This is a genomic window from Acidilutibacter cellobiosedens (genome assembly GCF_004103715.1).
In the GTDB taxonomy this organism is placed as follows: Bacteria; Bacillota; Clostridia; order Tissierellales; family Acidilutibacteraceae; genus Acidilutibacter; species Acidilutibacter cellobiosedens.
The window spans coordinates 105,317-129,594 of record NZ_CP035282.1 but is presented as its reverse complement, the minus strand read 5'-3'; the positions used below and the strand labels follow the sequence as shown (position 1 = coordinate 129,594).

At 35.1% G+C, this 24,278-nt stretch carries 29 protein-coding genes; 15 read left to right on the top strand and 14 right to left on the bottom strand.

All coding sequences use genetic code 11. The annotated features are described in order from the left end of the window. Positions 1–83: 83 nt before the first annotated feature. From EQM13_RS00720 to EQM13_RS00665, 12 genes are all read left to right on the top strand, one after another. Positions 84–2,111, top strand: a complete 2,028-nt coding sequence (locus EQM13_RS00720; protein ID WP_161567134.1) for a BglG family transcription antiterminator — start codon at positions 84–86, stop codon at positions 2,109–2,111. Positions 2,112–2,132: 21 nt separating this feature from the next. Beyond that, positions 2,133–2,774, top strand: a complete 642-nt coding sequence (locus tag EQM13_RS00715) for a class II aldolase/adducin family protein (RefSeq protein ID WP_071140602.1) — start codon at positions 2,133–2,135, stop codon at positions 2,772–2,774. A gap of 61 nt (positions 2,775–2,835) precedes the next feature. After that, positions 2,836–3,879 (top strand): zinc-binding dehydrogenase, encoded by a 1,044-nt coding sequence (locus tag EQM13_RS00710; RefSeq protein ID WP_200796140.1) that lies wholly within the window; start codon positions 2,836–2,838, stop codon positions 3,877–3,879. Positions 3,880–3,905: 26 nt separating this feature from the next. Beyond that, positions 3,906–4,205, top strand: a complete 300-nt coding sequence (locus EQM13_RS00705; protein WP_071140601.1) for a PTS sugar transporter subunit IIB — start codon at positions 3,906–3,908, stop codon at positions 4,203–4,205. A 31-nt stretch (positions 4,206–4,236) separates the two neighbouring features. Continuing rightward, the gene (locus EQM13_RS00700; protein WP_071140600.1) at positions 4,237–5,481 is read left to right on the top strand and encodes a PTS transporter subunit IIC; all 1,245 of its coding nucleotides are present in this window, start codon (positions 4,237–4,239) and stop codon (positions 5,479–5,481) included. A 100-nt stretch (positions 5,482–5,581) separates the two neighbouring features. Then, positions 5,582–6,046, top strand: coding sequence for a PTS sugar transporter subunit IIA (locus EQM13_RS00695; protein WP_083381930.1), 465 nt, complete (start codon positions 5,582–5,584; stop codon positions 6,044–6,046). Between the two features lie 353 nt (positions 6,047–6,399). Continuing rightward, positions 6,400–6,699: an ArsR/SmtB family transcription factor gene (locus EQM13_RS00690; RefSeq protein ID WP_071140599.1), complete on the top strand. Its 300-nt coding sequence runs from the start codon at positions 6,400–6,402 to the stop codon at positions 6,697–6,699. Between the two features lie 111 nt (positions 6,700–6,810). Further along, positions 6,811–7,476 (top strand): cytochrome c biogenesis CcdA family protein, encoded by a 666-nt coding sequence (locus EQM13_RS00685; RefSeq protein ID WP_071140598.1) that lies wholly within the window; start codon positions 6,811–6,813, stop codon positions 7,474–7,476. Between the two features lie 9 nt (positions 7,477–7,485). Then, positions 7,486–8,073 carry a TlpA family protein disulfide reductase gene (locus tag EQM13_RS00680; protein ID WP_071140597.1) on the top strand — a complete coding sequence of 196 codons (588 nt, stop codon included), beginning with the start codon at positions 7,486–7,488 and terminating at the stop codon, positions 8,071–8,073. Between the two features lie 228 nt (positions 8,074–8,301). After that, positions 8,302–8,778 (top strand): DUF134 domain-containing protein, encoded by a 477-nt coding sequence (locus tag EQM13_RS00675; protein ID WP_071140596.1) that lies wholly within the window; start codon positions 8,302–8,304, stop codon positions 8,776–8,778. A gap of 305 nt (positions 8,779–9,083) precedes the next feature. Then, positions 9,084–9,923, top strand: a complete 840-nt coding sequence (locus EQM13_RS00670) for an Mrp/NBP35 family ATP-binding protein (RefSeq protein WP_128751642.1) — start codon at positions 9,084–9,086, stop codon at positions 9,921–9,923. Positions 9,924–10,039: 116 nt separating this feature from the next. Further along, positions 10,040–10,396 (top strand): NifB/NifX family molybdenum-iron cluster-binding protein, encoded by a 357-nt coding sequence (locus EQM13_RS00665; RefSeq protein WP_200796139.1) that lies wholly within the window; start codon positions 10,040–10,042, stop codon positions 10,394–10,396. A gap of 170 nt (positions 10,397–10,566) precedes the next feature. Here EQM13_RS00665 and EQM13_RS00660 read toward each other — a convergent pair whose 3' ends face one another. From EQM13_RS00660 to EQM13_RS00635, 6 genes are all read right to left on the bottom strand, one after another. Beyond that, positions 10,567–11,121 carry a CDP-alcohol phosphatidyltransferase family protein gene (locus tag EQM13_RS00660; RefSeq protein WP_071140593.1) on the bottom strand — a complete coding sequence of 185 codons (555 nt, stop codon included), beginning with the start codon at positions 11,119–11,121 and terminating at the stop codon, positions 10,567–10,569. Between the two features lie 128 nt (positions 11,122–11,249). Continuing rightward, the gene (locus EQM13_RS00655) at positions 11,250–11,810 is read right to left on the bottom strand and encodes a TetR/AcrR family transcriptional regulator (RefSeq protein ID WP_200796138.1); all 561 of its coding nucleotides are present in this window, start codon (positions 11,808–11,810) and stop codon (positions 11,250–11,252) included. A 105-nt stretch (positions 11,811–11,915) separates the two neighbouring features. Next, positions 11,916–12,674 (bottom strand): transposase, encoded by a 759-nt coding sequence (locus tag EQM13_RS00650; protein ID WP_071140591.1) that lies wholly within the window; start codon positions 12,672–12,674, stop codon positions 11,916–11,918. A gap of 81 nt (positions 12,675–12,755) precedes the next feature. Then, complete coding sequence (locus EQM13_RS00645) at positions 12,756–13,862, bottom strand: DUF362 domain-containing protein (protein ID WP_071140590.1); 1,107 nt, start codon at positions 13,860–13,862, stop codon at positions 12,756–12,758. Between the two features lie 141 nt (positions 13,863–14,003). Continuing rightward, entirely contained in the window at positions 14,004–16,022 is a 2,019-nt protein-coding gene (gene feoB, locus EQM13_RS00640) for a ferrous iron transport protein B (protein ID WP_200796142.1), read from the bottom strand. Next, entirely contained in the window at positions 16,015–16,254 is a 240-nt protein-coding gene (locus tag EQM13_RS00635) for a FeoA family protein (RefSeq protein ID WP_071140589.1), read from the bottom strand. The genes feoB and EQM13_RS00635 overlap by 8 nt, the downstream gene beginning before the upstream one ends. Positions 16,255–16,909: 655 nt before the next feature. Here EQM13_RS00635 and EQM13_RS00625 point away from each other — a divergent pair. Genes EQM13_RS00625 through EQM13_RS00615 form a run of 3 tightly spaced genes read left to right on the top strand, consistent with a single transcriptional unit; the run spans position 16,910 to position 18,731 of the window. Further along, the gene (locus EQM13_RS00625; protein WP_071140588.1) at positions 16,910–17,569 is read left to right on the top strand and encodes a B3/B4 domain-containing protein; all 660 of its coding nucleotides are present in this window, start codon (positions 16,910–16,912) and stop codon (positions 17,567–17,569) included. A gap of 53 nt (positions 17,570–17,622) precedes the next feature. Beyond that, positions 17,623–18,180, top strand: coding sequence for a DUF3841 domain-containing protein (locus EQM13_RS00620; protein WP_071140587.1), 558 nt, complete (start codon positions 17,623–17,625; stop codon positions 18,178–18,180). Next, positions 18,156–18,731 carry a DUF3841 domain-containing protein gene (locus tag EQM13_RS00615; protein ID WP_071140586.1) on the top strand — a complete coding sequence of 192 codons (576 nt, stop codon included), beginning with the start codon at positions 18,156–18,158 and terminating at the stop codon, positions 18,729–18,731. The genes EQM13_RS00620 and EQM13_RS00615 overlap by 25 nt, the downstream gene beginning before the upstream one ends. 134 nt (positions 18,732–18,865) lie before the next feature. Here EQM13_RS00615 and EQM13_RS00610 read toward each other — a convergent pair whose 3' ends face one another. The 8 genes from EQM13_RS00610 to EQM13_RS00575 form a co-directional block, all read right to left on the bottom strand. Then, the gene (locus EQM13_RS00610) at positions 18,866–19,315 is read right to left on the bottom strand and encodes a metal-dependent transcriptional regulator (RefSeq protein WP_071140585.1); all 450 of its coding nucleotides are present in this window, start codon (positions 19,313–19,315) and stop codon (positions 18,866–18,868) included. 53 nt (positions 19,316–19,368) lie between these two features. Then, entirely contained in the window at positions 19,369–19,656 is a 288-nt protein-coding gene (locus EQM13_RS00605; protein WP_071140584.1) for a hypothetical protein, read from the bottom strand. A gap of 94 nt (positions 19,657–19,750) precedes the next feature. After that, positions 19,751–20,365: a MarR family winged helix-turn-helix transcriptional regulator gene (locus tag EQM13_RS00600; protein ID WP_071140583.1), complete on the bottom strand. Its 615-nt coding sequence runs from the start codon at positions 20,363–20,365 to the stop codon at positions 19,751–19,753. A gap of 47 nt (positions 20,366–20,412) precedes the next feature. Next, a complete protein-coding gene (locus EQM13_RS00595) occupies positions 20,413–20,595 on the bottom strand; it encodes a hypothetical protein (RefSeq protein ID WP_071140582.1) in 183 nt (60 codons plus the stop codon). Between the two features lie 750 nt (positions 20,596–21,345). Continuing rightward, positions 21,346–21,708 (bottom strand): YkvA family protein, encoded by a 363-nt coding sequence (locus EQM13_RS00590; protein ID WP_240662973.1) that lies wholly within the window; start codon positions 21,706–21,708, stop codon positions 21,346–21,348. 2 nt (positions 21,709–21,710) lie between these two features. Next, positions 21,711–22,271 (bottom strand): Chromate resistance protein ChrB, encoded by a 561-nt coding sequence (locus tag EQM13_RS00585; RefSeq protein ID WP_071140580.1) that lies wholly within the window; start codon positions 22,269–22,271, stop codon positions 21,711–21,713. Between the two features lie 20 nt (positions 22,272–22,291). After that, positions 22,292–23,518 (bottom strand): MFS transporter, encoded by a 1,227-nt coding sequence (locus EQM13_RS00580; RefSeq protein WP_206172763.1) that lies wholly within the window; start codon positions 23,516–23,518, stop codon positions 22,292–22,294. A gap of 498 nt (positions 23,519–24,016) precedes the next feature. After that, positions 24,017–24,262, bottom strand: coding sequence for a hypothetical protein (locus EQM13_RS00575; RefSeq protein WP_128751640.1), 246 nt, complete (start codon positions 24,260–24,262; stop codon positions 24,017–24,019). Positions 24,263–24,278 lie beyond the last annotated feature (16 nt).

The window sequence follows — 24,278 nt, the reverse complement described above, 5'->3', positions numbered from 1 at the left end:
ATATCGTTGTAAACTTTATAACTGTTTTTTACTTATTAAACATGGTACGCTAAAAATAAATAAAGAAGAAGGTATGATTTGTGATGGATAAAAGAAAAGTAAATATTGTTCGTCAAATAATCAATAACAATTGTAAAGAAATTTCTTTATGCCAATTAGCAAACGATTTTTCAGTTTCCGAAAGAACAATCAGAAATGATATCGCAGAAATTAACGAGTTCTTTAATGACCAGGGCATTAACATGATAAGTTTGGATAATAGCGGAACAGTATATTTAAATGGAAATTTAAATAAAGTAAAAGATTCCCTACAAAAAATGAACTTTTATGATTATTCCTTGTCAAAGGAAGAGAGAGTTTTAATTAATATTTGTATATTAATATTGACAAATAGATATGTGACTTATCAAGAAATTGGAGAATTTATGTATGTATCCAAATTTACGGTAATAAAAGATTCCCCTGATGTTAACCTTTTTTTAAAAAAATTTAATTTAATAATTTTTTCTTTATCCAATAAAGGCCTGAAAATTAAAGGTGAAGAAGTAAATATCCGCAAAGTTATCCTTAATATTATTACAGAGAATACCTATCTTGTAAATATGTTGTTATGGCAAAAGGATCTAAAAGAATTTATTGATTATAAAAATACAGATATTAGAGATGAATTAGAAATCATTAATAAAATTATCAGAGAAGTTGAAAATGAAAACAAAGCATATTTTACAGATACTTCTTTAAAAAGATTATCTTATTATTTATACTTTATGATTCATAGGATACTATACGGAAAAACAATCCTTATGGAAAATAAAGAAACAAATTCTCCTATGATAGAAAAAATAGCGGACAGACTGATTGATATGATAGGACAATATTTTAAATTGAATATCAGAGAAACGGAGATTATGTTTCTCCAAAATATATTGGCAAAATTGAATTATATAAAAAAAGAGGTAGATAATTCTGAAATTTTAAAAATTCAAATGCTTACAAGAAAATTTATTGAATCCGTTTCTAAATCATTAGATATCAATTTAAATAATGACTATATTTTCTTTAAAAATTTATCTAATCATTTAGAGAGTTTGTTTAGTGATTCCAATATTAAATATCCCGAATATTTCGGAATCGATGAAACAGTCAGAAATAACAAATTTGTTTTAAACGCAGTAAAAGAAAATTTAAAAATATTGGAAGATTACGCAGAAAGAAAAATAAGTTATATAGATATAGCTTTTATAGTTGTTTATATATGTGCAGCAATTGAGAAGAAAAAAAATGAGGTGAGAAATTTATCCGTAATAATCGTATGTAACAGCGGAACGAGTACTTCTCAATTATTAAAAGAGCAGCTTATTAAATATTTTGATTTTATTGTTATAGAAGTTCTGCCATCTCAACAATTTGAAAGTACAGATTTAGATAATGCCGATTTAATTATTTCAACCATCCTATTGGATGATTACGGAACCGAATATATTCATGTTCCGCCGATATTGTCAATTACCGATATTATAAACATCGATAAAAAATTAGATGATATAAAGATGAATAAGATAAGGAGGCTTAACAAATTAAATGTAAATGATAAAAAAAGGGATGATAAGAATGAAGATATGAAAAAAAGATACAAAAATGATACACATTATAGTAGCTTATCTGATTTGTTACAGATAGATAAAATAAAAACGAATGTCATAGCAGCGGATTGGAGGGATGCAATCAGAAAATCGGCTGAAATATTGGAAGAAAGGGGAGATATCAATCACAGCTATACTCAATCCATGATTGAAAATGTAGAAAAAAACGGACCTTATATTGTCATATCAAAGGGATTTGCATTGCCCCACGGAAGTTACAAAAAAGGAGTCAATAATCTGGCCATGAGCTTAATAAAATTGGACAAGCCTGTAAAATTTGGAGTAAAAGAACTTGACCCTATCGACTTTGTTTGTGCAATGAGTCCTATTGATGATAAGTCGCATTTGAAAGCGTTTTTTACATTAGTCAATCTTCTTGAATTAAAAGAATTTCATATGGAAATTAAAAAAGCAAGAACTGCAGAAGAACTTTTCAATATCATCGTAAATTATGAAAATGCTATTTAATAATATTAGGAGGTATTTATAATGAAACCTGAATTGAAACAAGAATTAGTAAAGTATGCAAAATTATTAGACAAAAAGGGATTTGTAGGCACGTTGGAAGGTAACATTTCAATATATGACCGTGAAGAAGGTTTATTATACATTACGCCGACAACCAAACGAAAAGGATATCTTGAAGAAGAAACAGTAGCTGTTCTCAAAAATGGTGTACAAATAGGAGGAAATTTGAAGAGATCCAGTGAATATCTGCTTCATGAAGCAGCCCTTAAGGCAAGGCCGGATTGTAATGCGGTAGTCCACTCTCATGTGCCCTTTCTTACCGCATACGCTTTTTGCAATAAACCAGTGGAAATTAAGTGTTCAACTACTTTTTTAATAGCAATTAAAAAGATCCCATGTCTCTCCTACGGACAACCGGGAACACCGGATATTTACCATGGAATAGATGATGCTTTGAAAGAATCCAATATTGCTTTGCTTGCCAATCATGGTGTCGTATGTGTAGGAAAAGATATGGAATCCTGTGTTGCATTACTTGAAACTGCAGAAGAGGTCATGAAAACATATTTTATAGCTACAAAGATCGGTACTCCATATAATATATCGGAAGCCGAAATAGAATCATTAAATGTTAAATATCATGGGAATAGAGAGAAGAAATAAATACCGTCGAAGGTTCAAATGTATTAAAACCAACAATATTATCGAGAGGAGAATTATTACTATGAGTAAAAAAATGAAAGCAGCAGTTATGTACGGACCAAATGATATTCGAATTGAAGAGGTAGATAAGCCGGATTGTCCTAAAGGGGGATTTGTTTTAAAAGTTGAGGCAGTAGGATTATGCGGCTCAGACATCAGAAATTTAACAACGGATTCAAGAAATGGGAATTACCCTTATATATACGGCCACGAAATTGTAGGGACAATTGACGAAGTTGATCCTATCGTTGAAAAATATAAAGTCGGAGAAAGAGTATATATATATCCTATGGCCCATTGTCTAAAATGCGAATATTGCAGAAGCGGTCACAGCGAAAACTGTATTGATGCGGAAGATTATACCAAAAGGCCGGGTGGATTTGCCGAATATATTTCCTATACGGCTAAAAGGGTAGAAAGAGGAGCAATTTATCGTGTACCTGATGGAATAAATATTGAAGCGGCTACTTTAGCTGAACCATTATCTTCCGTATATGCATGTCAAGAAAATATAAACATTACCTTAGGAGATACTGTTGTAATTATCGGAGCCGGTCCAATAGGCATATTCCATTCTTTATTAGCCAAACTTCGAGGTGCCGAAAAGGTGATTATGATCGAGATTAATGATAATCGTCTCGAAATGGCCAAGAATTTCAATGTAGATTATACAATTAACAGTAAAAATGAAGATCCTATTGAAGCTGTAAAAAGGATTACAAATGGAAAAGGTGCAGATAAAGTAATATCAGCAAACCCTTCAACAATATCCCAACAGCAGTCGATTTTTATGGTTAAAAAAGGAGGAATAGTTGTATTTTTCGGAGGAGTTAAGAAAGGAGCATTAACAGAGTTAGATACTAATCAAATACATTATCAAAATATTAAGATTTACGGACATTATGCCAGCAACAGTATCCAAGTACAGAAAGCGTTTGAATTATCCATATCCGATAGATTCCCAGCAGAAAAAATAATAACACATATAATGCCCTTAGAAAAAATCAATGATGCCATAAAATTAGCCCAATCGGGACAAGCAATTAAAGTAGTTTTAAAACCGTAGAATATGTTTTTTAGGGAGGATATAAAATGTCAAAAGAAGTAAATATTTTAGTAGCATGCGGAAGCGGTGTTGCAACTTCTACAGTTGCTCAAGAAAAAGTAAAGGTGATTTTAAAAGATGCACATGTACCTGCAAAGATTACAAAATCAACCCTTAGCGAAATCCCAAGTAAACAAAATGATGTCGATTTAATTCTGACAACATCAAAGTACAACAAACCCCTTAACAAACCGGTTATTAGTGTATTCGGTTTGATTTCGGGAATCAATCAAGAAAATATAAAAAAACAGATAGTCGATGAGTGCAATAAAATTTTAGGTAAATAAAAATTTTGAGTAAAATAGGAGGGAGAATATTATGGTAATTATTCAAAAAATACTCGATTTAGGGCCTGTTGTGATGCTGCCTATAATGATATTTCTTTTAGGCCTTTTTTTCAGGATGAAAATAGGAGCGGCTTTAAAAGCGGGATTGCTCGTTGGCATTGGGTTTCAAGGATTAAATTTAGTTGTGAATCTCTTGATGTCAAGTATCTCCCCTGCAACGGAGTATTACAAAGCCATGGGCAAAGGATTCACTACTGTAGATATAGGATTTGCCGCTATCGGCGGGGCTTCCTGGGGAGTCCCATTTGCTGCTATTGCAGTCTTAATTATAGTTGCAATTAACATAATTTTGCTTAGATTAAAAGTAACTAATGTGATGAATATCGATATATGGAACTTTATACATTTTCTAATTCCGGGAGCTCTGGCATATGCTTTATTCGGTAACATACTTTTAGGCTTAGGGGTTACGGTCGTATTTGGTGTTTTGACATTATATGCCGCACAAAAAGTGGCTCCCAGATGGCAAGAATACTTTGGACTGGAGGGGACAACCTGTTCCACATTTTCATTTATCACTTTGACTTATCCGGCATCATTGCTAATAAATAAAATAATTGATTTTATTCCAGGACTAAATAAGGTTGATATCAGTATGGATAAAATAGCTAACAAACTTGGATTTTTCGGAGACCCGGCGGTAGTAGGTCTGTTTGTGGGTATATTTTTAGGAATTTTAACTAAACAACCATGGGCCGTATGTTTAACTATGGCTATAGGAATAGCTGCAGTATTAAATTTACTCCCTAGAATGGTAAGTGTAATGATGGAAGGATTATCTTCCGTAGGAAATTCCGTACAGGAATATATGAAAAGGAAAATGGGGAATGAAACTAAATTAAATATAGGTATGGATATTGCTTTAAGTTTAGGAGATCCGGCTGTAATTACTGTTACTGTACTTTGCATCCCCATTGTAATACTATTTGCATTTATTATTCCAAATATGACTTATTTCCCTGTAGGATTATTGGGAGCCGTTTGTTATGTAATTCCTATGTGTGCAATGGCCAGTGACGGGAATGTATTAAGAACCTTTATTTCTTCAGTAATCAACTTGTTTTTCGTTGTATTATTGTCCAATTATTTTGCCCCTGAAGCAACAGAAATGATGAAAGTTACGGGAGTAAAAGTTTCCGGGATGATCACTGACGGACATTTTGGATTTAATATCGGGAATATAATTATTGGCTTCTTATCAAAGGTCCTACGTTAAAGATTATCTATAATTATAAGTTAAGATAGAATTATTTTTATCTTTTAATTAGTGCATGATAGCTTAGTTGTTAATTATCAATAGCAGGAGGTCTGTTAACTTGAAAGATACAGATATGATAAAAAAGGAACTAATATACTTGGATACAAAAGCAAAGAATAAAGAAGAGTTACTGTCTAAACTTTCAGATATTCTGTATGAAAAAGGCTATGTAAAGGAAAGTTTCAAACAAGCAATAATAGATAGGGAAAAGATCTATCCTACAGGCCTTCCGACTTTAGGCGCCAAAGTTGCACTGCCTCATACGGACACGGAACATGTGATAAAACCGGCTATTTTGGTTTCAACATTGGAAAAACCGGTAAAATTTATTGAAATGGGAAATGGTACCACTGTCTTAGATGTAGAGATGGTATTTATGTTAGCTGTAAAAAATCCTTCCCATCAAGTTAAAGTTTTACAAAAATTAATTAATATGTTTGAAAAAGAAGACGTATTAACTTCATTAAAAAAGTGTAAAGATACAAATTGTATATATAATACTTTAAAGAGAGAAATTAATTAATTTATAAAAAGAGTTTTATTGAAACCCACTTTGCGGAAAATTTAAATCAATGAAAATAGAATTTTCCCATGGGTTATAAACTTAAGGAAATCTGATATAACATTTATTGTTTAACAGATTTCCTTTTATATTGACTCTTGAATACCACTTGAAGAAATAATCTTGGTCTCATAAATATTTGTTGTTTTACCTATAAGTATAGCTGCAATAAAAGTGGACGATATTTTTTCATGCATAAGTCGCGTATTAATTTCATGAATAATTGACAAAGTTTACGAATATTAGTATATTATTAATTACTAATATATCTGGCACAAAAACCTATCAACCTAAATATAGAAAGGAAACTTCAAATGGAAAACAAAGCAAAACAAATCGCTGAACTATTAAAAGTTCTCGCCAATGAGAACCGCTTGTTAATTTTGTGTGAACTTATCAAAGGTCCGAAAAACGTAAGTAGTCTCGGAGAAAAAATACCGAATATCACCCAATCAGCACTATCTCAACATCTTGCACTTCTAAAATCCCATGGAATCCTGGATTTTTCAAAATCAGGACAGAGTGTTACCTATTACATTTCCGACCACAGGGTAGAAGAAGTCATTTTCGTACTTAAAAAATATTACTGTAACAGCGAGAAAGATAAGGGGTAGGAACATTACTCTGTTTGGGGTATTAATAGAAAACGGATTTACAAAAATTAATTGGTTTGAGCTATAAAAAGTTTTTTAATGTTTAGCTTTAAATAAACATGGGAGGATGATATGCAATATATTCTGATGTTTTTAGAAGGAATCATTACATTTATATCACCTTGTCTTTTGTCTATGCTGCCCATATATATATCTTATTTTGCAGCAAATGAAGCGAATAAAAAGAAAGCTCTCACAAACTCAATCGGTTTTGTTTTAGGGTTTACCATTGTTTTTGTTATAATGGGGGCTTTTATGGGGACTGTTGGAAAACTAATACGTAATTACAAAACAATTCTCAATATTGTAACGGGTTCTATTGTGATTATAATTGGCCTGAACTTTCTGGGAATATTAAAAATAGGATTTTTAAACCGCATAGGTAAGAAAAATATGGTTATCAAGAACCTTGAATTTTTTTCATCTATGGTCTTTGGAATCGTGTTTTCAATTAATTGGACACCGTGTGTAGGGACTTTTTTAGGGTCCGCTTTATTAATGGCATCCCTCGAAGGGTCATTATTAAAAGGAATTTCTATGTTGTTTGCCTTTTCATTAGGATTAGGAATACCCTTTATCATAAGCGCATTGTTAATTGACCAACTAAAAGGTGCATTTGATTTTATTGAAAAAAATTACAAAATCATCAATTTCATATCAGGCGGATTGCTCATTATCGTCGGTATATTGATGGCCACCGGATACATAGGTTATTTCTTCTCACTTTTAACTTTTTAGGAGGTATATATGAATAAGAAAATAAAAACAATAGTATCAATTTTTGCATTTGCTTTGTTTATTGTTATAGCCATTTTTATGTATAACATACTCAGCAAAAAAATATCTACTCAAAACGATATGGATATTACTCAAAACAAAGATGAGATATCTCAATCCGACCAAGATGTGGAAAAAGAAAAAACAAAAGCGCCTGATTTTACAGTTTTAGATGCGGATGGAAATACTGTAAAGTTATCAGATATGTTTGGTAAACCCATTGTGCTAAACTTTTGGGCAAGTTGGTGTCTTGCATGTAAAAGTGAAATGCCAGAATTTAATAAGGTATATAAAGAGACCGGAGACGATGTAACATTCATGATGATAGATCTTGTAGACGGACAACAAGAAACAAAAGAAAAAGGCGAACAATATATAAAAAAACAGGATTTTTCCTTTCCTGTATATTTTGATATAAAGCAGGATGCCGCAGATACATATGGTATAGTATCTCTACCCACAACAATATTTATTGACAAAGACGGTTATATTATAACGGGGGCAGAAGGCGCTATTGATGCAAAGACTTTGAAAAATGGAATTGATTTAATAAAATAATGTCTGACAATTAATATATAAAAGCAAAACATGAGATTAAATAAAAGTTATTGGGATATGGCCAAAATAGCTTTAAAACAATCATAAGCATATGCTTATGATTGTTTTAAAGATGGTAAATCTATGGGTTTCAATTATTTGACATAGCTTAATACTGTTTATATAATTAATTATAAATGCTTCTGTTTAAAATTTAAAAAAGTCAAACCTAAAAATGGAGTTGATAAAATGGCGAGACCAACGAAGTGGAGAAAAATCGAAAACGTTCCTGCTATTCCTTATTTCATTCCATCGGAAAAAGATGTCGCAGAACTTCCGGAAAATATATTGAAACTTGAAGAACTTGAGGCTATCCGTTTAAAGGACTTAGAAGGATTTGAGCAAAGCGAATGTGCCAAAAAAATGGAGGTATCCCGTCCAACTTTTCAACGCATCCTTTTGTCCGCAAGGGAAAAAATTGCCGATAGTTTGGTAAACGGAAAAATTATTCATATAGAAGGAGGAAATTTTACCTGCAATATTTGTCCGGTAAAATGTATGGATTGCGGAAAGGAATGGATGGAAAGTTATGAAAATCTTGAATCCATTAAAAGTGGAAATTATACATGTCCCAACTGCGGTTCGGAAAAAATTATCTGCAGAAAAAACTGTAAAGGTAAGTTTTGTCAAAGAAATTGTTGTCGACATGGTAGAAATATTGAATAATATAATAAATTAAAATAAAAATAAGACTAAAAATTTTAAAATTTTTTAGTCTTATTTTTATTTTTTCTTTAATAATATTGACATATGCTCATAACTATATTAAAATAAACATTATGAACTTATGCTCATAATGTTTATTAAGAAACTTACCTAACAAATATATAATTTAATGTTTAAAATAAAATCAATTAAAAATTAAGAGTTTCTCACTTTATAAAATACATAACTCAGCTAAAAACTTTTGAGTATAATCTCAAAGGTTTTAGATAAAAAATTAAAATAACTTATTTAGGAGTTGAGAAATAATGTCAGAAAAAAAAGAATCTTGTGAGGGATGCGAGGGAAACCCTCAAAGTTTTTTGGAAAAAACAAATAATTTTAATTCTATCAAAAAAGTAATCGGAGTGGTCAGCGGTAAAGGAGGTGTAGGAAAATCACTTGTTGCAGCCATGCTGTCTATTTTGATTAACAGAAAAGGATATAACACAGGTATACTGGATGCCGATATTACCGGGCCTTCTATTCCTAAAATGTTCGGCATTAATAAAAAAGCCCAAGTAAATGAAATGGGAATTTTGCCGGAAAAAACCCATAATAACATCAGCATTATGTCAATTAATTTGTTGCTTGATCAAGCAGATGCACCTGTCATTTGGAGAGGCCCTTTACTTGCAGGTACCGTTAAACAATTTTGGACTGATGTCATTTGGGGAGATTTGGATTTTTTGTTCATCGATATGCCTCCCGGAACAGGAGATGTGCCATTGACCGTCTTTCAGTCTATTCCGTTGGATGGTATCATCATTGTGACTTCGCCGCAGGAACTTGTCTCCATGATTGTAAAAAAAGCTTACAATATGGCAAAACATATGAATATACCAGTTTTAGGAATTATAGAAAATATGAGCTATATCAAATGTCCAAACTGTGGAGAAAAAATATATCTATTTGGCAAAAGCAATCTAAGGGAAACAGCAAAAAATTTAAATCTTAACGTTCTCGGTGAAATACCTGTTGATCCCCTCATGGCACAGCTTGTTGATAAAGGAGAATTTGAACGTTTCAATAATGATTATTTAGACAAAGCTGCTGACAAAATTGAAAACATGCTTGTTAAAGATACTGATATACACAGTTTTGTATGAAAATCCGAACATCAATGTGGGCCAATTTCTATCAAAATTACCTGAAAAATAATATATAGCATTAATTAATAAAATAAATTATCAGCTCAAATAAAATTTGAAAGGAGAAATTTATTATGAAAATCGCAGTTGCAAGTGAAGGTAAAATGGTAACGGAACATTTCGGTCATTGTGAAGGTTTTACAATCTTTGAAGTTGAAAATAATCAAATTAAAAATAAGGAGTTTATCCAAAACCCCGGACATAAACCCGGATTTTTGCCGGTATTCCTATATGATAAAGGAATAAATGTCATCATATCAGGCGGTATGGGCGGCGGTGCAATTGATATTTTCAATGAAAAAGGAATTAAGGTTATCACCGGAGCATCAGGAGAATCCGAAACAGCCGTGAATAATTATTTACAAGGTAAATTAAAATCCACTGGTTCTGCCTGTCATGAACACAAGCATGCCGACGAATGTAAAGAATAAAACATCAACATCAAAGAGGGAGGAAAGCACCTGTCACAATCAGTCAGAGATATCCGCTGGCTGATTGTGATCCTGTCTTTTGCCGTTTCATCTATTACAAACCAACATCTACCGCTATGAAATGAAACAGTCTGAACCGTTTATCAAAACCATCCTTTACAAGAAAGCAGTTATCCTTTTATAAGCTTTATAAACGATGAAATTCTCAAAGTTGAAGATAAAAGGGCAAGGCTTGTTATTCCCCCATAAATTATTGCAAGAGCAATTTGGTGTATATCAGCAGATAAACAAAGAGTAAACAGTAACATTAATATAGGCAGCAGATAAAATAATACTGCCACGATTCTTCCCAAAGGATCAAATAGAAACACAGATGTATTTTTGCTTCCTCTGTTAAAGATAACGGAAGTAACCCAGAATTCTAAAAATTTGAATATAATGACCCCCAGCATCCAGTGAGGAAACATACCTCGGAAAGACAGCGATAAGCTGGCCATTATAATAAAGAAAAAATCCGCCATTACATCCAGTATTGCGCCAATGCCGCTCTGCACACCATACTTACGCGCCAGTTTTCCATCAAAATAATCCGATGCCGCTACTAATATGAATAGCACAGTGCAAGGTAAAAACGGGTTGGCATCATGCTGTACCACATTATAGAATATCAACGAGAGCGGAATTCGTAATAATGTTAGTATATTTACTAAAATATTTTTAATCACTTTGTACTACCTCCATTCCTAAATAATTTTCAACCATAATAATATCGAATATCAGTACATTTTATCGCATGGTGAATGAATATAAAAAATATTCATTCACCATGCGATAAAAAAATTGTTTCTTCTTTTTAGCAATCCGTTAAACCCTTCATAATGAATTCTACAAGCACCTGAATAACTTGTGGGAAATATTGAATCCCTATTCCCTCTTTGTGCGTATCAAGGTAGACTACGGATTTCATAAGTGCAAAAAGGAGTCCGTCGTCGATATCATTTCTTATTTTATTTTCCAGTTTCCATTTCTTTAACAAATCCATGTAAGAATCAAACAAAAAACAACCGTATTTATCATGATATCGTTGCTCTAAATCACCAAAAATATCTTTGTTATACCATTCCTGTAAAATTCGATTTTTACTTATAGTGTCTGTACTTAGCGATAAGAATTTTGTAACCAATGCGATTGGGTCATCATTTAAATTAAGGGATTTCACAATAGACTTTTTGACCGCTTCGTTTTCCTTGAAATAAATATCGAAAAAAAGCTCCTCTTTTGATGGGTAATAATTATAAAAAGTTCCGACTCCAACGCCTGCTCGTTTCGTTATAGCTGAAACATTAACATCCTTAAAGCCCTTCAAAAAAAATAGTTCTCTACCAGCTTTAAAAATCTCTGCCTTTTTATCCAACAATTTATCTTCCCGCCTTTCCAGAATGAATAATATTATTATTCATTCATATTATATCAAAATTCTTTTTTCCTGTCAACAACACAAGGGGACGGTTCTTCTGTGCTATATCCTCCTTATTACAGCAAAACTAATTCCTGTTAATCTTTCTATTTGCCTTATTGATAATCCACCATTCTTTAACTCTTTAATTATTTTATCTCTTTTTTCTTTTTCACAATTTTGAACTTGATTTGGATTTTCTACTTTTGCTGTTTTCTCTATTAACTTTGCAGCTTCTATATCATCAATCCTGCCGTCTTTCTCATATTCAAAACATTTATCATCATTTTCCTCACTATTAAATTTTTTAAACAAATCCACTGCTCTTTTCTTTTCGTCTGCAAAAAAATCTAATGCAAACTTTATATCACAAATATTTTCTTTTCCCAAATACTCATTATAGCTGCTCCATGGATATTTTGATATATTGGTCTCAATACCTGCTTTGATCGGATTTTGATGTATATATCTCAATACCGTCAAAAAATATTTATCGTCTTCTACCGGCTCACTTTTATATCTGTCTTGAAATAAATGTCCTCTTCTTTTATATTTCCTATTATACCAATATACATAACTAGCTCCTATCCTTCGAAAAACTATTCCTAAATCTTCTTTTCCCTCTTTCATTAGTAAATGTATGTGGTTGTTCATAAGACAAAAAGCATATATTTCATATCCCGATATTTCCTTATATTCGTTAATTGTCTGAATTAATTTTTTATAATCTTCATTATCTTTAAATATTATCTGTCCATTTATTCCTCTAAGAATCACATGATATATTCCGGTACTGCTTTTTTCTCTTGCCTTTCTTGACATAAAAATCACCTCCAATTTATATTCATTCTAACATAAATTAGAGGTGAAAACAACACAAAAGAACCGTCCCCTCGTGCTGTTCTATATCGTTATCAATTCATATTCCTTATTTCCAAGATTCAGCTTAACAGCGTGATCTATTGCCACCCTCCAATTGGTTTCTGGACTGACATCTGTAAAGTAATCCTGATGTTTATGACCGTTTTTTTCAAGAATACTCCCCTTTATAACAGACTGACGATTTACAGCATCTGCACAGGCCACATCCAGAGCAACGGGATCAAAGGAAGCAAACATTCCTACATCGGGAACAATTGGAATATCATTTTCACTATGGCAGTCACAATAAGGAGAAACATCTATTACTAAACTGATATGGAAATTGGGACGTCCATAAAGTACCGCTGCTGAATATTCTGCAATTTTTTTATTTAAAATGTCATTAGATTCATCTGATGCAGGTTGAACCGCATCCATAGGACAGACCCCTATGCATCTGCCGCAGCCTACACATTTATTATGGTCTATTGTAGCCTTATGGTCTTTTAATGTAATTGCATCATGGGCACAGTTTTTAATACATGTCCCGCAACCTACACATTTACTATGGGAAACATGAGGCTTTCCACTACTGTGCATCTCCATTTTCCCTGCGCGAGATCCGCAACCCATCCCAATATTTTTTAATGTACCTCCAAAGCCTGTCGATTCATGCCCTTTAAAATGGCTAAGGGAAATAAATACATCTGCATCCATGACAGCTTGGCCTATTTTTGCCTCTTTTACATATTCTCCGTTCTTCACAGGCACCAAGGCTTCATCAGTACCTTTCAACCCATCAGCTATTATTATATGACAGCCCGTTGAAAGTAAAGAAAAACCATTAACATAAGCAGAACTCAAATGATCCAAAGCATTTTTCCTTCCGCCTACATACAAGGTATTACAGTCAGTTAAAAATGGCTTTCCACCCAATTCTTTCACAACATCTGCTACAGTTTTTGCATAATTAGGACGTAAATACGCCAAATTCCCCGGTTCTCCAAAATGAATTTTTATTGCTGTAAATTTTCTATCAAAATCTATCTGTCCAATTCCTGCTGTTTTGATAAGACGCCTAAGCTTTTGCGGTAAGTTTTCCTTAATAGTTGCATGCATGTTTGTAAAATACACTTTTGATTTTCCCATACTCCATACCCTCCAAAATTTTATTCTATTTAATAATACCATACTTTTGTTATATCCGAATAGTACATTTAGTAAAATATAGATATACATTCAGTTTCGTAACTACAGTTAAATAACAATTGCTGTTATTAGACCATCCCTCTAAAAAATCCACGAACCTACTTGATAAAAAGCAACTGCCCACAGCCAAGCAACCACACATTGTCCCACTACTATCACAAAAGCAAGAATTCCATTATTAAATTCTCTTTTAATAGTTGCAATAGCAGCAACACATGGTGTATATAATAAAGTAAATACCAGAAAACTAAAAGCAGAAACAGGGTTGAACATACCGGTTAGGACAGTAGGAAGTGCATCAACGGATGTTCCTGATAAAACAGCTAATGTACTAATAACGGATTCTTTTGCCATGAAACCGGTAATAAGCGCTACAGCAGCTTGCCAGAACCCAAAACCGGTAAATTTAAAAATCGGAGCTATAAATTTCCCGGCAGTTGCCAACAAACTTGTCTGCTGATTGTCCACCATATTAAATCTCATATCAAAAGTCTGTAAAAACCAGACTACAATTGTAGCAATAAAAATAATTGTAAAAGCACGAGTAAGAAAATCTTTTGCTTTTTCCCACATGAGCAAAATTACGCTTTTAAAGCTGGGCATACGATAATTAGGCAACTCCATCACAAAAGGTACTGGTTTACCTTTAAAATATGGAATCTGTTTAACAATTATAACCATCAGAAGACCAATTAAAATTCCGATTATATAAAGTGTAATCATTACCAAAGGTGCATGTCTTGGAAAAAAAGCAGCAGTGAAGGCTGCATAGATTGGCAATTTAGCCGAACAACTCATATAAGGAGTCAGCATTATTGTCATCTTTCGGTCTCTCTCACTGGCAAGGGTACGTGTCGACATCGTTGCAGGCACTGTACATCCAAAACCGATCAGCATTGGAACTATGCTGCGTCCCGAAAGGCCCAGTTTACGCAAAGGTTTATCCATAACAAAAGCTACCCTCGCCATATATCCAGAATCCTCTAATATTGAAAGAAATAAAAACAATGTGACTATTATAGGCAAAAATGAAATCACACTTCCTACACCTGTGAGAATACCTTTAACAATCAATGAACGCATAACCGGATTGACATTCAGCGCTTTTAAGCTTTGCGCTATTTCTCCGTTTAACCAATCAATGCCGCTGCTTAACAGATCACTTAAGGGTTGTCCGATTACTCCAAAGGTTAAGAAAAATACTAAAAGCATGATACCAACAAAAATGGGTAAAGCAAAAAACTTATGAGTTAAAATTGAGTCAATTTTAATGCTTCGTTGTCTCCCAACATTGATTCCACCTTTATTCACAGTATCTCGGCATACATTTTCAATAAAATTATAACGCATATCTGCTAAAGCAGCTTCCCGATCCGTCCCTAATTCATTCTCCATCTCCTGAATCATATGCTCAATAGCATCCAGCTCATTTTGTGAAAGACCTAATTTTTTAGTCATAGGAGGGTCCCCTTCGATCAACTTAGTAGCCGCAAAACGCATCGGAACATTAAGTCTTTGAGCATGATCTTCAATTAAATGAGCAATACTGTGGATACAGCGGTGAACCGTTCCGGAGCAAAAATCTTCAATAGTAGGTACCAGTTTTGCCTGAGCCGTAGCAATAGCAGTATCTACAAGTTCATGAATTCCTTCTCCCTTGCTGGCAGATATAGGAATTACAGGAATACCGAGTCCCTTTGACAAAGCTGCAACATCAACACTCCGTCCGCTTGCCCTCATCTCATCCATCATATTCAACGCCAGCACCATAGGAATACCTAATTCAATTAATTGCAAAGACAAATATAAATTACGTTCGATATTAGTAGCATCAACGATATTAATAATTCCATCAGGTTTATTTTCTATCAGAAAATCACGAGTCACAATCTCTTCACTGGTATAAGGAGAGAGAGAATAAATTCCCGGCAGATCGACAACCGTTGCAAATTCATGATCCCTAATCTTTCCGTCTTTACGGTCAACTGTGACTCCGGGAAAATTACCTACATGCTGATTAGAACCCGTCAGTTGATTAAACAAAGTAGTCTTACCACTATTTTGGTTGCCTGCCAATGCAAATACCAATTCATCATGCATGTCCTTCACTCTCCTCCTCAAGTTCAATATTAGCTGCGTCTTCCAGGCGAAGCGAAAGGGAATAGCCCCTTAATTCCAATTCAATGGGATCACCCATAGGTGCCATTTTACACACAGTTACCAAAGTACCCGGTGTCAATCCCATATCAAGCAGTCTTCTTCTCAAAGCACCTTGTCCACCTACTGCGGAAATTCTTCTACTCTGCCCTACCTGTAGCTTATCTAAAGTCAAAGCAATTTCCTCCTTCTTTATGAAATAAAAATTAAAACCTTTATTTAACAATGAAAAATGAACACTGAATCATTATATAGCATATCTTTGCATACTGTTAACAGTAGTTTTGTAATACAAATTTATTTATTGGTAAATATAATATAACTATTGCGGCCAATTTATCTACTGCCGTAGCTTTGATAAATTAAATTAAGCTATGCTATTTACTGTTCCGTGCTCATTATTTATTGAAGCATTAACTCGCTTAATATATAAATAATCTATTTTTAGTATAACATAAATATATTCATTTTATCATATAAAACAAAAAAACAATTGTATCAGCAATTAGGTTTTCGTGCAAAGTATTCCACAATATAAGAGTGACCGATCGTATTACTCTTATGTCAGTCCTCAATAATACACCTCCAATATGTGAGATATTCTCAACTTAAAATTCAAAAAGTGTCGCTTTACTTAATATAACTTTCATTATATACTAAAATTGATAAAGGGTACAACAGAAAAGAAAGTAGTCACAAAAACATGAAAGACAGAATTGTTGTTAAAGTTGAACTTCAACTTTAACAAGTGAACAAGGGAAAATAGATTTACGTAGCATGAAACATTTAGCGTGGGTTCTATCAGACATCATGGAAAAGGAGCATAAAAAATGAATATAAAAATCTCAAAAGAATTATCTGAGTTATGTCCGGGAGCAGCTTTGATGGTATTTAGCTATGAAGCCGATGTTAAAGAAAGCCCTAAGGAGCTTATTGCTTTATTGGATAAAACAATAAACAATCTGCACACCCGTTATACAATGACGGATTTGCCTAAACTTACACATATCAAAGATACCCGTGCTGCCTATCATAATCTTGGTAAATCTCCCACATCATACCGCAATGCGGCGGAAGCAATGCTCCGACGTATTGTAAAAGGAAACGATTTATATCATATCAACAATGTGGTGGATATAAATAATTTAATTTCTATCTCAACAGGATATTCGGTAGGTTCTTACGATACAGATTGTTTATCCGGCACGGTGGAATGGAGACGTGCGCCAGACGGTGAGAGCTATCGAGGAATTGGCAAAGATGTTCTGAATATTGAGCATCTCCCCACACTATATGATGAAAAAGGAGCCTTTGGAAATCCGACCAGTGACAGCCGTAGGGCAATGATTACTCCTGGTATACATCGAGTTTCAAGCGTGGTTTATTCCTTTTCGGGCAACCATGAATTCGATTTAATTGCATCACAGTATAAAAAATTACTTATTACTCATTGCGGAGCAACAGAAATTGATGTTATAATTATAAATTAAACAAATGTCATTCGTTGTAAAACGTTATGCTACAGGAGAGGAGGTTAAAGCTGATGGACAACATTATAGTCTGGACAAAACAGAATGAAAATGTCGCCAAAGAACTTAACGAAACTGGTAGATATATTGCTAAAAGGGAATATATTTTCAAAGATTTAGATGAACATGCATATTTGGTGTTGGAGGCGTATGATTGGCTGGTAAGAAATATCCCCAGCGCTTCCCAAAAGCCAGATGATACAGGATATCCTATATGGGTATCTCTCACAAAGGAGGCAACCATGCTACCAAGTAAGGGAACTATCATACTGGAACTTACATTAGACCCGTCCTTAATCACAATGGTGAATATCGACAAATGGGGTACAATCCTAAATTATTCCTATATTCCGGCAGACGAACAAGATGCCAAACATCACCGACAACTTCTGGAACAATATGGTGTAAGCGATACTAAAGCATATATGTCACAGTTTTATCCTCAAATAAAAAGAAAAATAATTGACAGTTGGAGCCGATTGTTTGACGATTCTATCATTCTCGGCAGCAACGAAAAATATGGTATTATATGGGAGGTTAGAAAAAAATGGGTAACACAGATAATACGGTAATGCTCTATTCCTCCCAATCAGAAGTTGTAGTTAACTCTCTTGAGCGAGATGGTATTTGTTTTTCTAAACAGGAATATGTTATAAAAAAATATGAAGAAAGTGCTCCGATTTTTGTAGCGGTATACGGTTGGTTTGCCATAGCAGCGGAAAAATATCTACCAAAGCCGAAGGGAGCTGAATATCCTTATTGGGCTTTTAGAGATTTATATAGTATCGAACAATCAAGCGACAGCAGAATTTTGCGGTTGTGTATTCCGACAGATGAAGCGATATTCTTCGATATGTACGACTGGAATAAGATTTTACGCCTCCAATATATCGGAGAAACTGAATCTGATGAGAAACGGTTTCGACAAATGCTTGTTGGTTATGGAATTCGGCGAGAAAGTGACATAATCCTCACGAATTTTTACCCAGAATTAAAGCATCAAGTGCAAGATAGTTGGCAAAGGCTGTTTCGCCATCATGAAAAGATAAAGGCAGGCGATACCGCTGGTGTAGAAAGTGTGCAGGCGGGATTATGGCAACTGAAACAAGAGTGGATTGTGTGAAAAATATGAAACCGTTATAGTACCAGATAGCTTATTTGGCTAAATGTGCTACGACAGCTTGAGCGGACACCATCATTTCCCACCTGTATTCCCTTTTGATTTTCAAAATATTGCCTATTAGAAATAAAATCTTACTACTTCATGTCATTATCTGAAGTTTCAATATCAGAAATGAGTATAGTTGGAGGCACTAAGGTGTAATCACCTGCAAGACAATTATGAGTTATCCTCGCGTAACTTTCCTTGATTTTAGTGAAAGTTTCTTCGCTCACTAAATGCTCCATACGGCATGAATCTCTATGTGCGATCTTTTCATCGACATTGAGTATCTCTATCAGATATCTTTCAATTACCGCATGGCGTTCAAGAATGGAATTTGCGTAATTTACTCCATCCTCGGTCAGAATGAGGTTGTGGTTCGCATCCATATTGACGAAACCCTCTTTACGGAGCTTCTTCATTGCGACACTGACACTCGGCTTCGAAATACCAAGCTCATTTGCAACATCAATCGAACGAACTTCACCAAGTTTTTTCTGTAAAATTAAAAGAGTTTTTAAGTAGTTTTCTGCTGATTCATTCATACAATAAAATCACCTCTTGATCTTTGCTCATTCAAAACGGCAACGTCCTAATCCTAATTTAATGACATTTGATAACCATTTTGAGACCTGGATACCCGCAGCTTACAGCAAACAGGTTCCAGCCCAAATACCCGATGTTTTCCTATCGAGCGGCCAAAATTGTATGCGTGAAGTATATCTTGAACATTTCTTCCACTCAATTCTCCGACCTCAAGGGCAAATGACTGACTCTCATTTGTTGACCTTTCGTTACTCAATACAAGTTTCCAAAGATACTCAATCAGGACATCCGGCAATATCTTTTTTACATCAGGTGACACTATTAAATTAATATCTGTCATTTTTATACCTCCTTAAGGGTAATAATAGCTCATATTCAAGACTCAAAGGGCATGCTTGTTCACCTAAGACGGCATATTGTTTAGCTTCCATAGTTCAGCGCCCTCTCCAATCGTTGTGGTGCTTGTGTCTGCCGAAGAAATCATCATCGTGATTTCCGTGAAATTCGTCGTGTACGCTGTGACCACCGAAACCGCCAAATCCATGACCGTATCCGTGCTGCGACATAAACTCTTCCATTGACTTGTGGCGCTGTTCAAAATCCTCGTCGGGGAATTGCTCCTCGTACCGCTTGATAATGCGGCCGAGATAATCACTGAAAGCGGCGAGTTCCTCATCATTTAGGCAGTCGAGAATTTTTTCTGTTTCCAATGTTTTGTCATCAACGTTCTCAGCGGCTTTCATACCTTCTTCGGTCAGTTTGATTGTCATAATGCGCTTATCTTCTTCCGAAGGTTCACGCGTAATATATCCGCTCTTTTCCAGCTTTGCGAGCAGTTCCGCAAGGGACTGTTTGCTCATATTCAGTAAATAGGTCAGTTCTTTTTGGCTGATTTCCGGCTTCATTTTGAGAATCGCCAGTACCCGGCCTTGCCCCCGGTATGGGTTATGTACCCAACCGCCTCTTATAAAATCGTGAAACGACGCTCGATGCATCAACATTTGAAGCTGTTGTAATTGTTCATTGATTACTACTTTGATCTCGCTCATTGTTATTTCCTCCTAAAATTTATTGTGTGCTCATTATCATTCTCAAATTATTCCTGTTCTATAAACAGTCCCACTGACACAATCTCCGTTAATCCCTTTGGAGAAAGATAGACCATATTGAACACTTTCTCCTCCATTATGGACAACAATCCTTCAGGCTTCAATATTCTATGAAATTCTTTCAGAACATACCAAGAATTTAGCAAAAGACTTCTTCGAGTTTTTATCATACTCTTCAGGCCACTCGTGGTCCTCTGCAAAATCATTACCGTATTACTAGCCTTCCATTATCTGGATATACTTTTCAAGTTCTTTGTCACTTAAATCACCATGGAATCCTTTGATTTTTCCATAATCTTGCGATGTTGTTCTAAGTCGTCGTTTGTGGATTATTCTACAATTGGTGTTTTGATATTACTCATTATTTTCATTCATAAATACTAATATTTAAGTCAAGTACCTGACTTTAATATTAGTATAGTACCTGACGATTATTTTGTCAAGTACTTGACTATATATTTATTAAACACCTGATTTATTTTTTAACCGCTCCAAAAGCAAACCACAAATTATTTTATCACTCGAAGGTTATTTTTGGAGATTCACCGCTAAAGTTCTACTGAATCTCAGGTCTAACCCGGGGTATTCTTAGTACAAAAACAGCAAAGATTATTGAAAAATCTTTGCCGTTTAAAAAGGTAGGAGGCTACTATCAAAAACAGCTCCGGATTTAATAGTATAAAAAAGATTCTCATATATTTACGGAGATTCTATTCACAATATGTAAGGTAGAATATCTATAAGATTATCAGTGTCAATAAAATATATAGAAACATAACTGCCATACCGCTCCCAGTGCCAGTCCCTACAATTTAAGGTTTGATATATTACTAATGGAAATATAATGCTTGAGACATAGTCAAAAACAAAATCCCAAGTAACTTTTTATTAAAAATTTTGCTACATATTTAATAAACAAATTAAAACCATATCACTTTCACAATCAAATACAGGATAAAGCACCAAAAAGCGATAAGTGGCAGTGCATAATACCATTTTTTTAATTTTCCGTCCTGCCACAGTCCTTTGGATTCATTCCGACATTGCTCAAAAATGTCACGTGGAATCAGCTTGATCGTTAACGTCACCAGAGCGGGCAGGATGACAACATCATCCACATATCCAAGCACCGGAATAAAATCTGGGATAAGGTCAATTGGAGATAAGGCGTAGGCGACAGTAATTGCTGCACACACCTTTGCAATCGTCGGAGTCTCTTTCTTCTTCAACGCGATATATACGGCGGGAATATCCGTTTTTAATTTGTTGGCTCTTTCTTTCATGGTCATGGCTTTCCCTCACTATTCAGAGATTCATCATTTTGCCGATATACCTCTGCGATGAATACATCCAGCCGTGCCCTACACTCTTCCAGCTTTCCATCAACGGAGGAACGCAGGGAGGCTCCGTGAAAATCACGCTGAGTAATTTTCTGATACCAATCAACCAGCTTTTGAAGCTCAGTCTCATTTTCCTCAAGCTCCGCAAAGGTAAATTTTCTCCGCTCAGATTCCTTTTCCAATTCATGGAGCAGGTCGTCACATTGCTCAAGAAATTCTCTGTATTCCTCATCCCTTGCTCGGTCAAATGTGGCTATGATGCGTTCTGAGGTGCCTTCATCATGTGGAGCCATCTTCATCAGATAAGCTTCGCCCCCGTTTTTCAGGATTTCATTTGAAATATCCTCCATAAAAACCTCGTTGTCTTTACTCATAGGTAAAACCCAGACCGATTGGCTCAAAATAACAGCGCCACTTTTTTTGAGTTTTCTCCATATGCTGACCCGAACACGAGACGGTTCTTTGGGAAGCATGTAATTGATCGTCAGCCACTCCTGATGCTTCATATAGCCTTCCTCCTTTCATTTTATAACTGACTCGTCTTGACCATACGATTCATCATGAAATAGAACAAAACGGCGATCACTTCTGACACTCCTGTAAATGCTATAATTATTCCCGTCTGGTTCAGATCGTACACCCAGCCCATAAGTGCAGATCCGCCGAACAGGGCCAACCCGTAAGCCGTGTTGAAAACGCCGTAACTGGTTCCCCGTTTATGAAACGGCGTAATGTCAGCTATAGCTGAGCGCATGACAGTTTCGTGTGTCCCCATGATGATGCCGAAAATCATCATTCCAGCGATGATCAAGGGAATTGAACCACTCAAAGTCAAAAACGGCAGCAGCAGCGTAATAAAAGGAATCGCTGCCAGAACAAGCAACCCTCCGGTTTTCTTACCGGTTTTTGCTTTAATGCGGTCATATGCCTTCCCAATGAACAAAGCCGTCACGGCATCCACAATCATAGCAACCGAGTAGAGCAGTGTGATATTTCCGTCTGACATAAGGCCCTTGTCCTTCAGATGATAGCCAATGACGCTGAAATTGACAAAGCCCAACGTACAAAAAAATGTGAACGCCGTATAAATCCAGAAGATCGGTTTTAGTTTTTCCGTTTGGAACTCCCTTTTGGCCACAGCAGGAATTAGCTCATCTCTTTTTACTCGGCGGTAAGCATAGGTTAAAAAGAGCATGAGAAAAATAACCGCAATAAACAGCCATTTATACCCTATCTGGTACTGGACGATCCCGTTTTTCCCCGTAAAATAAAATACCGCTGTAAAAATCAGCGGGCCAGCAAAAGCACCTATCTGATCCAGTGCCTCCTGAAGGCCAAAAGCAAACCCGACCCCGACCTGATTCTCCGCAACGCAGGATAACACCGTATCTTTTGCCGGATTGCGCAGAGCTTTTCCGATCCGCTCCATAAGAATCAGGACAACGAGGATATTCCAGTTCATAGTAAAGCCCATGAACGGTACAACCAGCAACATACCATAACCAACAAACATAAACATCCAATATTTTCCACTCTTGTCCGACCACACGCCAGCAATCAATCTGAGAAAGTATCCCAAAAATTCCCCGATTCCAAAGACCAGCCCGACCTTGGCCGCACTGACTCCCAGCAAATTCAGGTATTGACTGTTCACGCTGCGGGCGCTTTCATAGACCACATCCCCCAGCAAACTAATGATTCCGAACAAAAGAATGACAGTCACGGCTGGCGTGAACCTTTTTTTGGATTCCATATTTATGATACCTCTTTTCAGTTTTTAATATAAAATTATTGTAATGAGTATTACATGTAACACTGATTACAGTATACAGTTTTCATTTTTGATTGTCAATCAAGTTTTATTCAGGATAGAGTTAATTTACTGTAGGACGAATTATAAGTGTAAATTAGAATCCCCTAAATTAAATAGAAATTTGTTTTAACAAAATATCAAAAACCATGCCGGACTTCATTTTTTTATTTTATCTCAATGTTTCCATATTCACCATATGCCGATATGGTAATCCCCACGCATAAAACATTGAGGATGATCCTTCAGCAAGTGTTTGTTCTTAATGAGATAATCAAAAATCAATCTGTCTCCTTCAAAATCGACGTCGCATTTTTGATATGATGTCAGCCGGCTGTTGTTTGTCTCGTAAAACCGTAACAGCCAATCATCAAGCTTTTCCTCTGGGTAAATGGAATGTACCCTGCATAAAATTCTACCGGAGTCAACTCCTAAAACGTATTATTCTCTTTTGGAACACATCGGCAAAAGAGTTTCTACATCTGTTCCTTCGCACCACGTCAAAAGGGTATATACGCCTTTCCCTTCATCGCAGACACCAAAACCAACTGGTTTCGACATTAGCACTTCAAGTTCTGCCACACGTTTCATCATTAAGAATTCTGTTTTTTTATAGTTGTATTTTGAAATATCCGCAAAAGACGCATAGCCCAGGATATCTTTCATATCAACCGCGCTCCTTGACATATTGCTTGCGCCAGTT

Coding starts and splice junctions, on each gene's coding strand:
- EQM13_RS00700 (WP_071140600.1), top strand. CDS start 4,237: ATGGTAATTATTCAAAAAATACTCGATTTAGGGCCTGTTGTGATGCTG.
- EQM13_RS00665 (WP_200796139.1), top strand. CDS start 10,040: ATGAAAATCGCAGTTGCAAGTGAAGGTAAAATGGTAACGGAACATTTC.
- EQM13_RS00675 (WP_071140596.1), top strand. CDS start 8,302: ATGGCGAGACCAACGAAGTGGAGAAAAATCGAAAACGTTCCTGCTATT.
- EQM13_RS00590 (WP_240662973.1), bottom strand. CDS start 21,708: ATGAAAGAAAGAGCCAACAAATTAAAAACGGATATTCCCGCCGTATAT.
- EQM13_RS00710 (WP_200796140.1), top strand. CDS start 2,836: ATGAGTAAAAAAATGAAAGCAGCAGTTATGTACGGACCAAATGATATT.
- EQM13_RS00625 (WP_071140588.1), top strand. CDS start 16,910: ATGAATATAAAAATCTCAAAAGAATTATCTGAGTTATGTCCGGGAGCA.
- EQM13_RS00720 (WP_161567134.1), top strand. CDS start 84: ATGGATAAAAGAAAAGTAAATATTGTTCGTCAAATAATCAATAACAAT.
- EQM13_RS00650 (WP_071140591.1), bottom strand. CDS start 12,674: ATGTCAAGAAAGGCAAGAGAAAAAAGCAGTACCGGAATATATCATGTG.
- EQM13_RS00615 (WP_071140586.1), top strand. CDS start 18,156: ATGGGTAACACAGATAATACGGTAATGCTCTATTCCTCCCAATCAGAA.
- feoB (WP_200796142.1), bottom strand. CDS start 16,022: ATGCATGATGAATTGGTATTTGCATTGGCAGGCAACCAAAATAGTGGT.
- EQM13_RS00705 (WP_071140601.1), top strand. CDS start 3,906: ATGTCAAAAGAAGTAAATATTTTAGTAGCATGCGGAAGCGGTGTTGCA.
- EQM13_RS00605 (WP_071140584.1), bottom strand. CDS start 19,656: ATGACAGATATTAATTTAATAGTGTCACCTGATGTAAAAAAGATATTG.
- EQM13_RS00620 (WP_071140587.1), top strand. CDS start 17,623: ATGGACAACATTATAGTCTGGACAAAACAGAATGAAAATGTCGCCAAA.
- EQM13_RS00680 (WP_071140597.1), top strand. CDS start 7,486: ATGAATAAGAAAATAAAAACAATAGTATCAATTTTTGCATTTGCTTTG.
- EQM13_RS00600 (WP_071140583.1), bottom strand. CDS start 20,365: ATGAGCGAGATCAAAGTAGTAATCAATGAACAATTACAACAGCTTCAA.
- EQM13_RS00575 (WP_128751640.1), bottom strand. CDS start 24,262: ATGTCAAGGAGCGCGGTTGATATGAAAGATATCCTGGGCTATGCGTCT.
- EQM13_RS00585 (WP_071140580.1), bottom strand. CDS start 22,271: ATGAAGCATCAGGAGTGGCTGACGATCAATTACATGCTTCCCAAAGAA.
- EQM13_RS00610 (WP_071140585.1), bottom strand. CDS start 19,315: ATGAATGAATCAGCAGAAAACTACTTAAAAACTCTTTTAATTTTACAG.
- EQM13_RS00670 (WP_128751642.1), top strand. CDS start 9,084: ATGTCAGAAAAAAAAGAATCTTGTGAGGGATGCGAGGGAAACCCTCAA.
- EQM13_RS00715 (WP_071140602.1), top strand. CDS start 2,133: ATGAAACCTGAATTGAAACAAGAATTAGTAAAGTATGCAAAATTATTA.
- EQM13_RS00685 (WP_071140598.1), top strand. CDS start 6,811: ATGCAATATATTCTGATGTTTTTAGAAGGAATCATTACATTTATATCA.
- EQM13_RS00595 (WP_071140582.1), bottom strand. CDS start 20,595: ATGATAAAAACTCGAAGAAGTCTTTTGCTAAATTCTTGGTATGTTCTG.
- EQM13_RS00690 (WP_071140599.1), top strand. CDS start 6,400: ATGGAAAACAAAGCAAAACAAATCGCTGAACTATTAAAAGTTCTCGCC.
- EQM13_RS00580 (WP_206172763.1), bottom strand. CDS start 23,518: ATGGAATCCAAAAAAAGGTTCACGCCAGCCGTGACTGTCATTCTTTTG.
- EQM13_RS00645 (WP_071140590.1), bottom strand. CDS start 13,862: ATGGGAAAATCAAAAGTGTATTTTACAAACATGCATGCAACTATTAAG.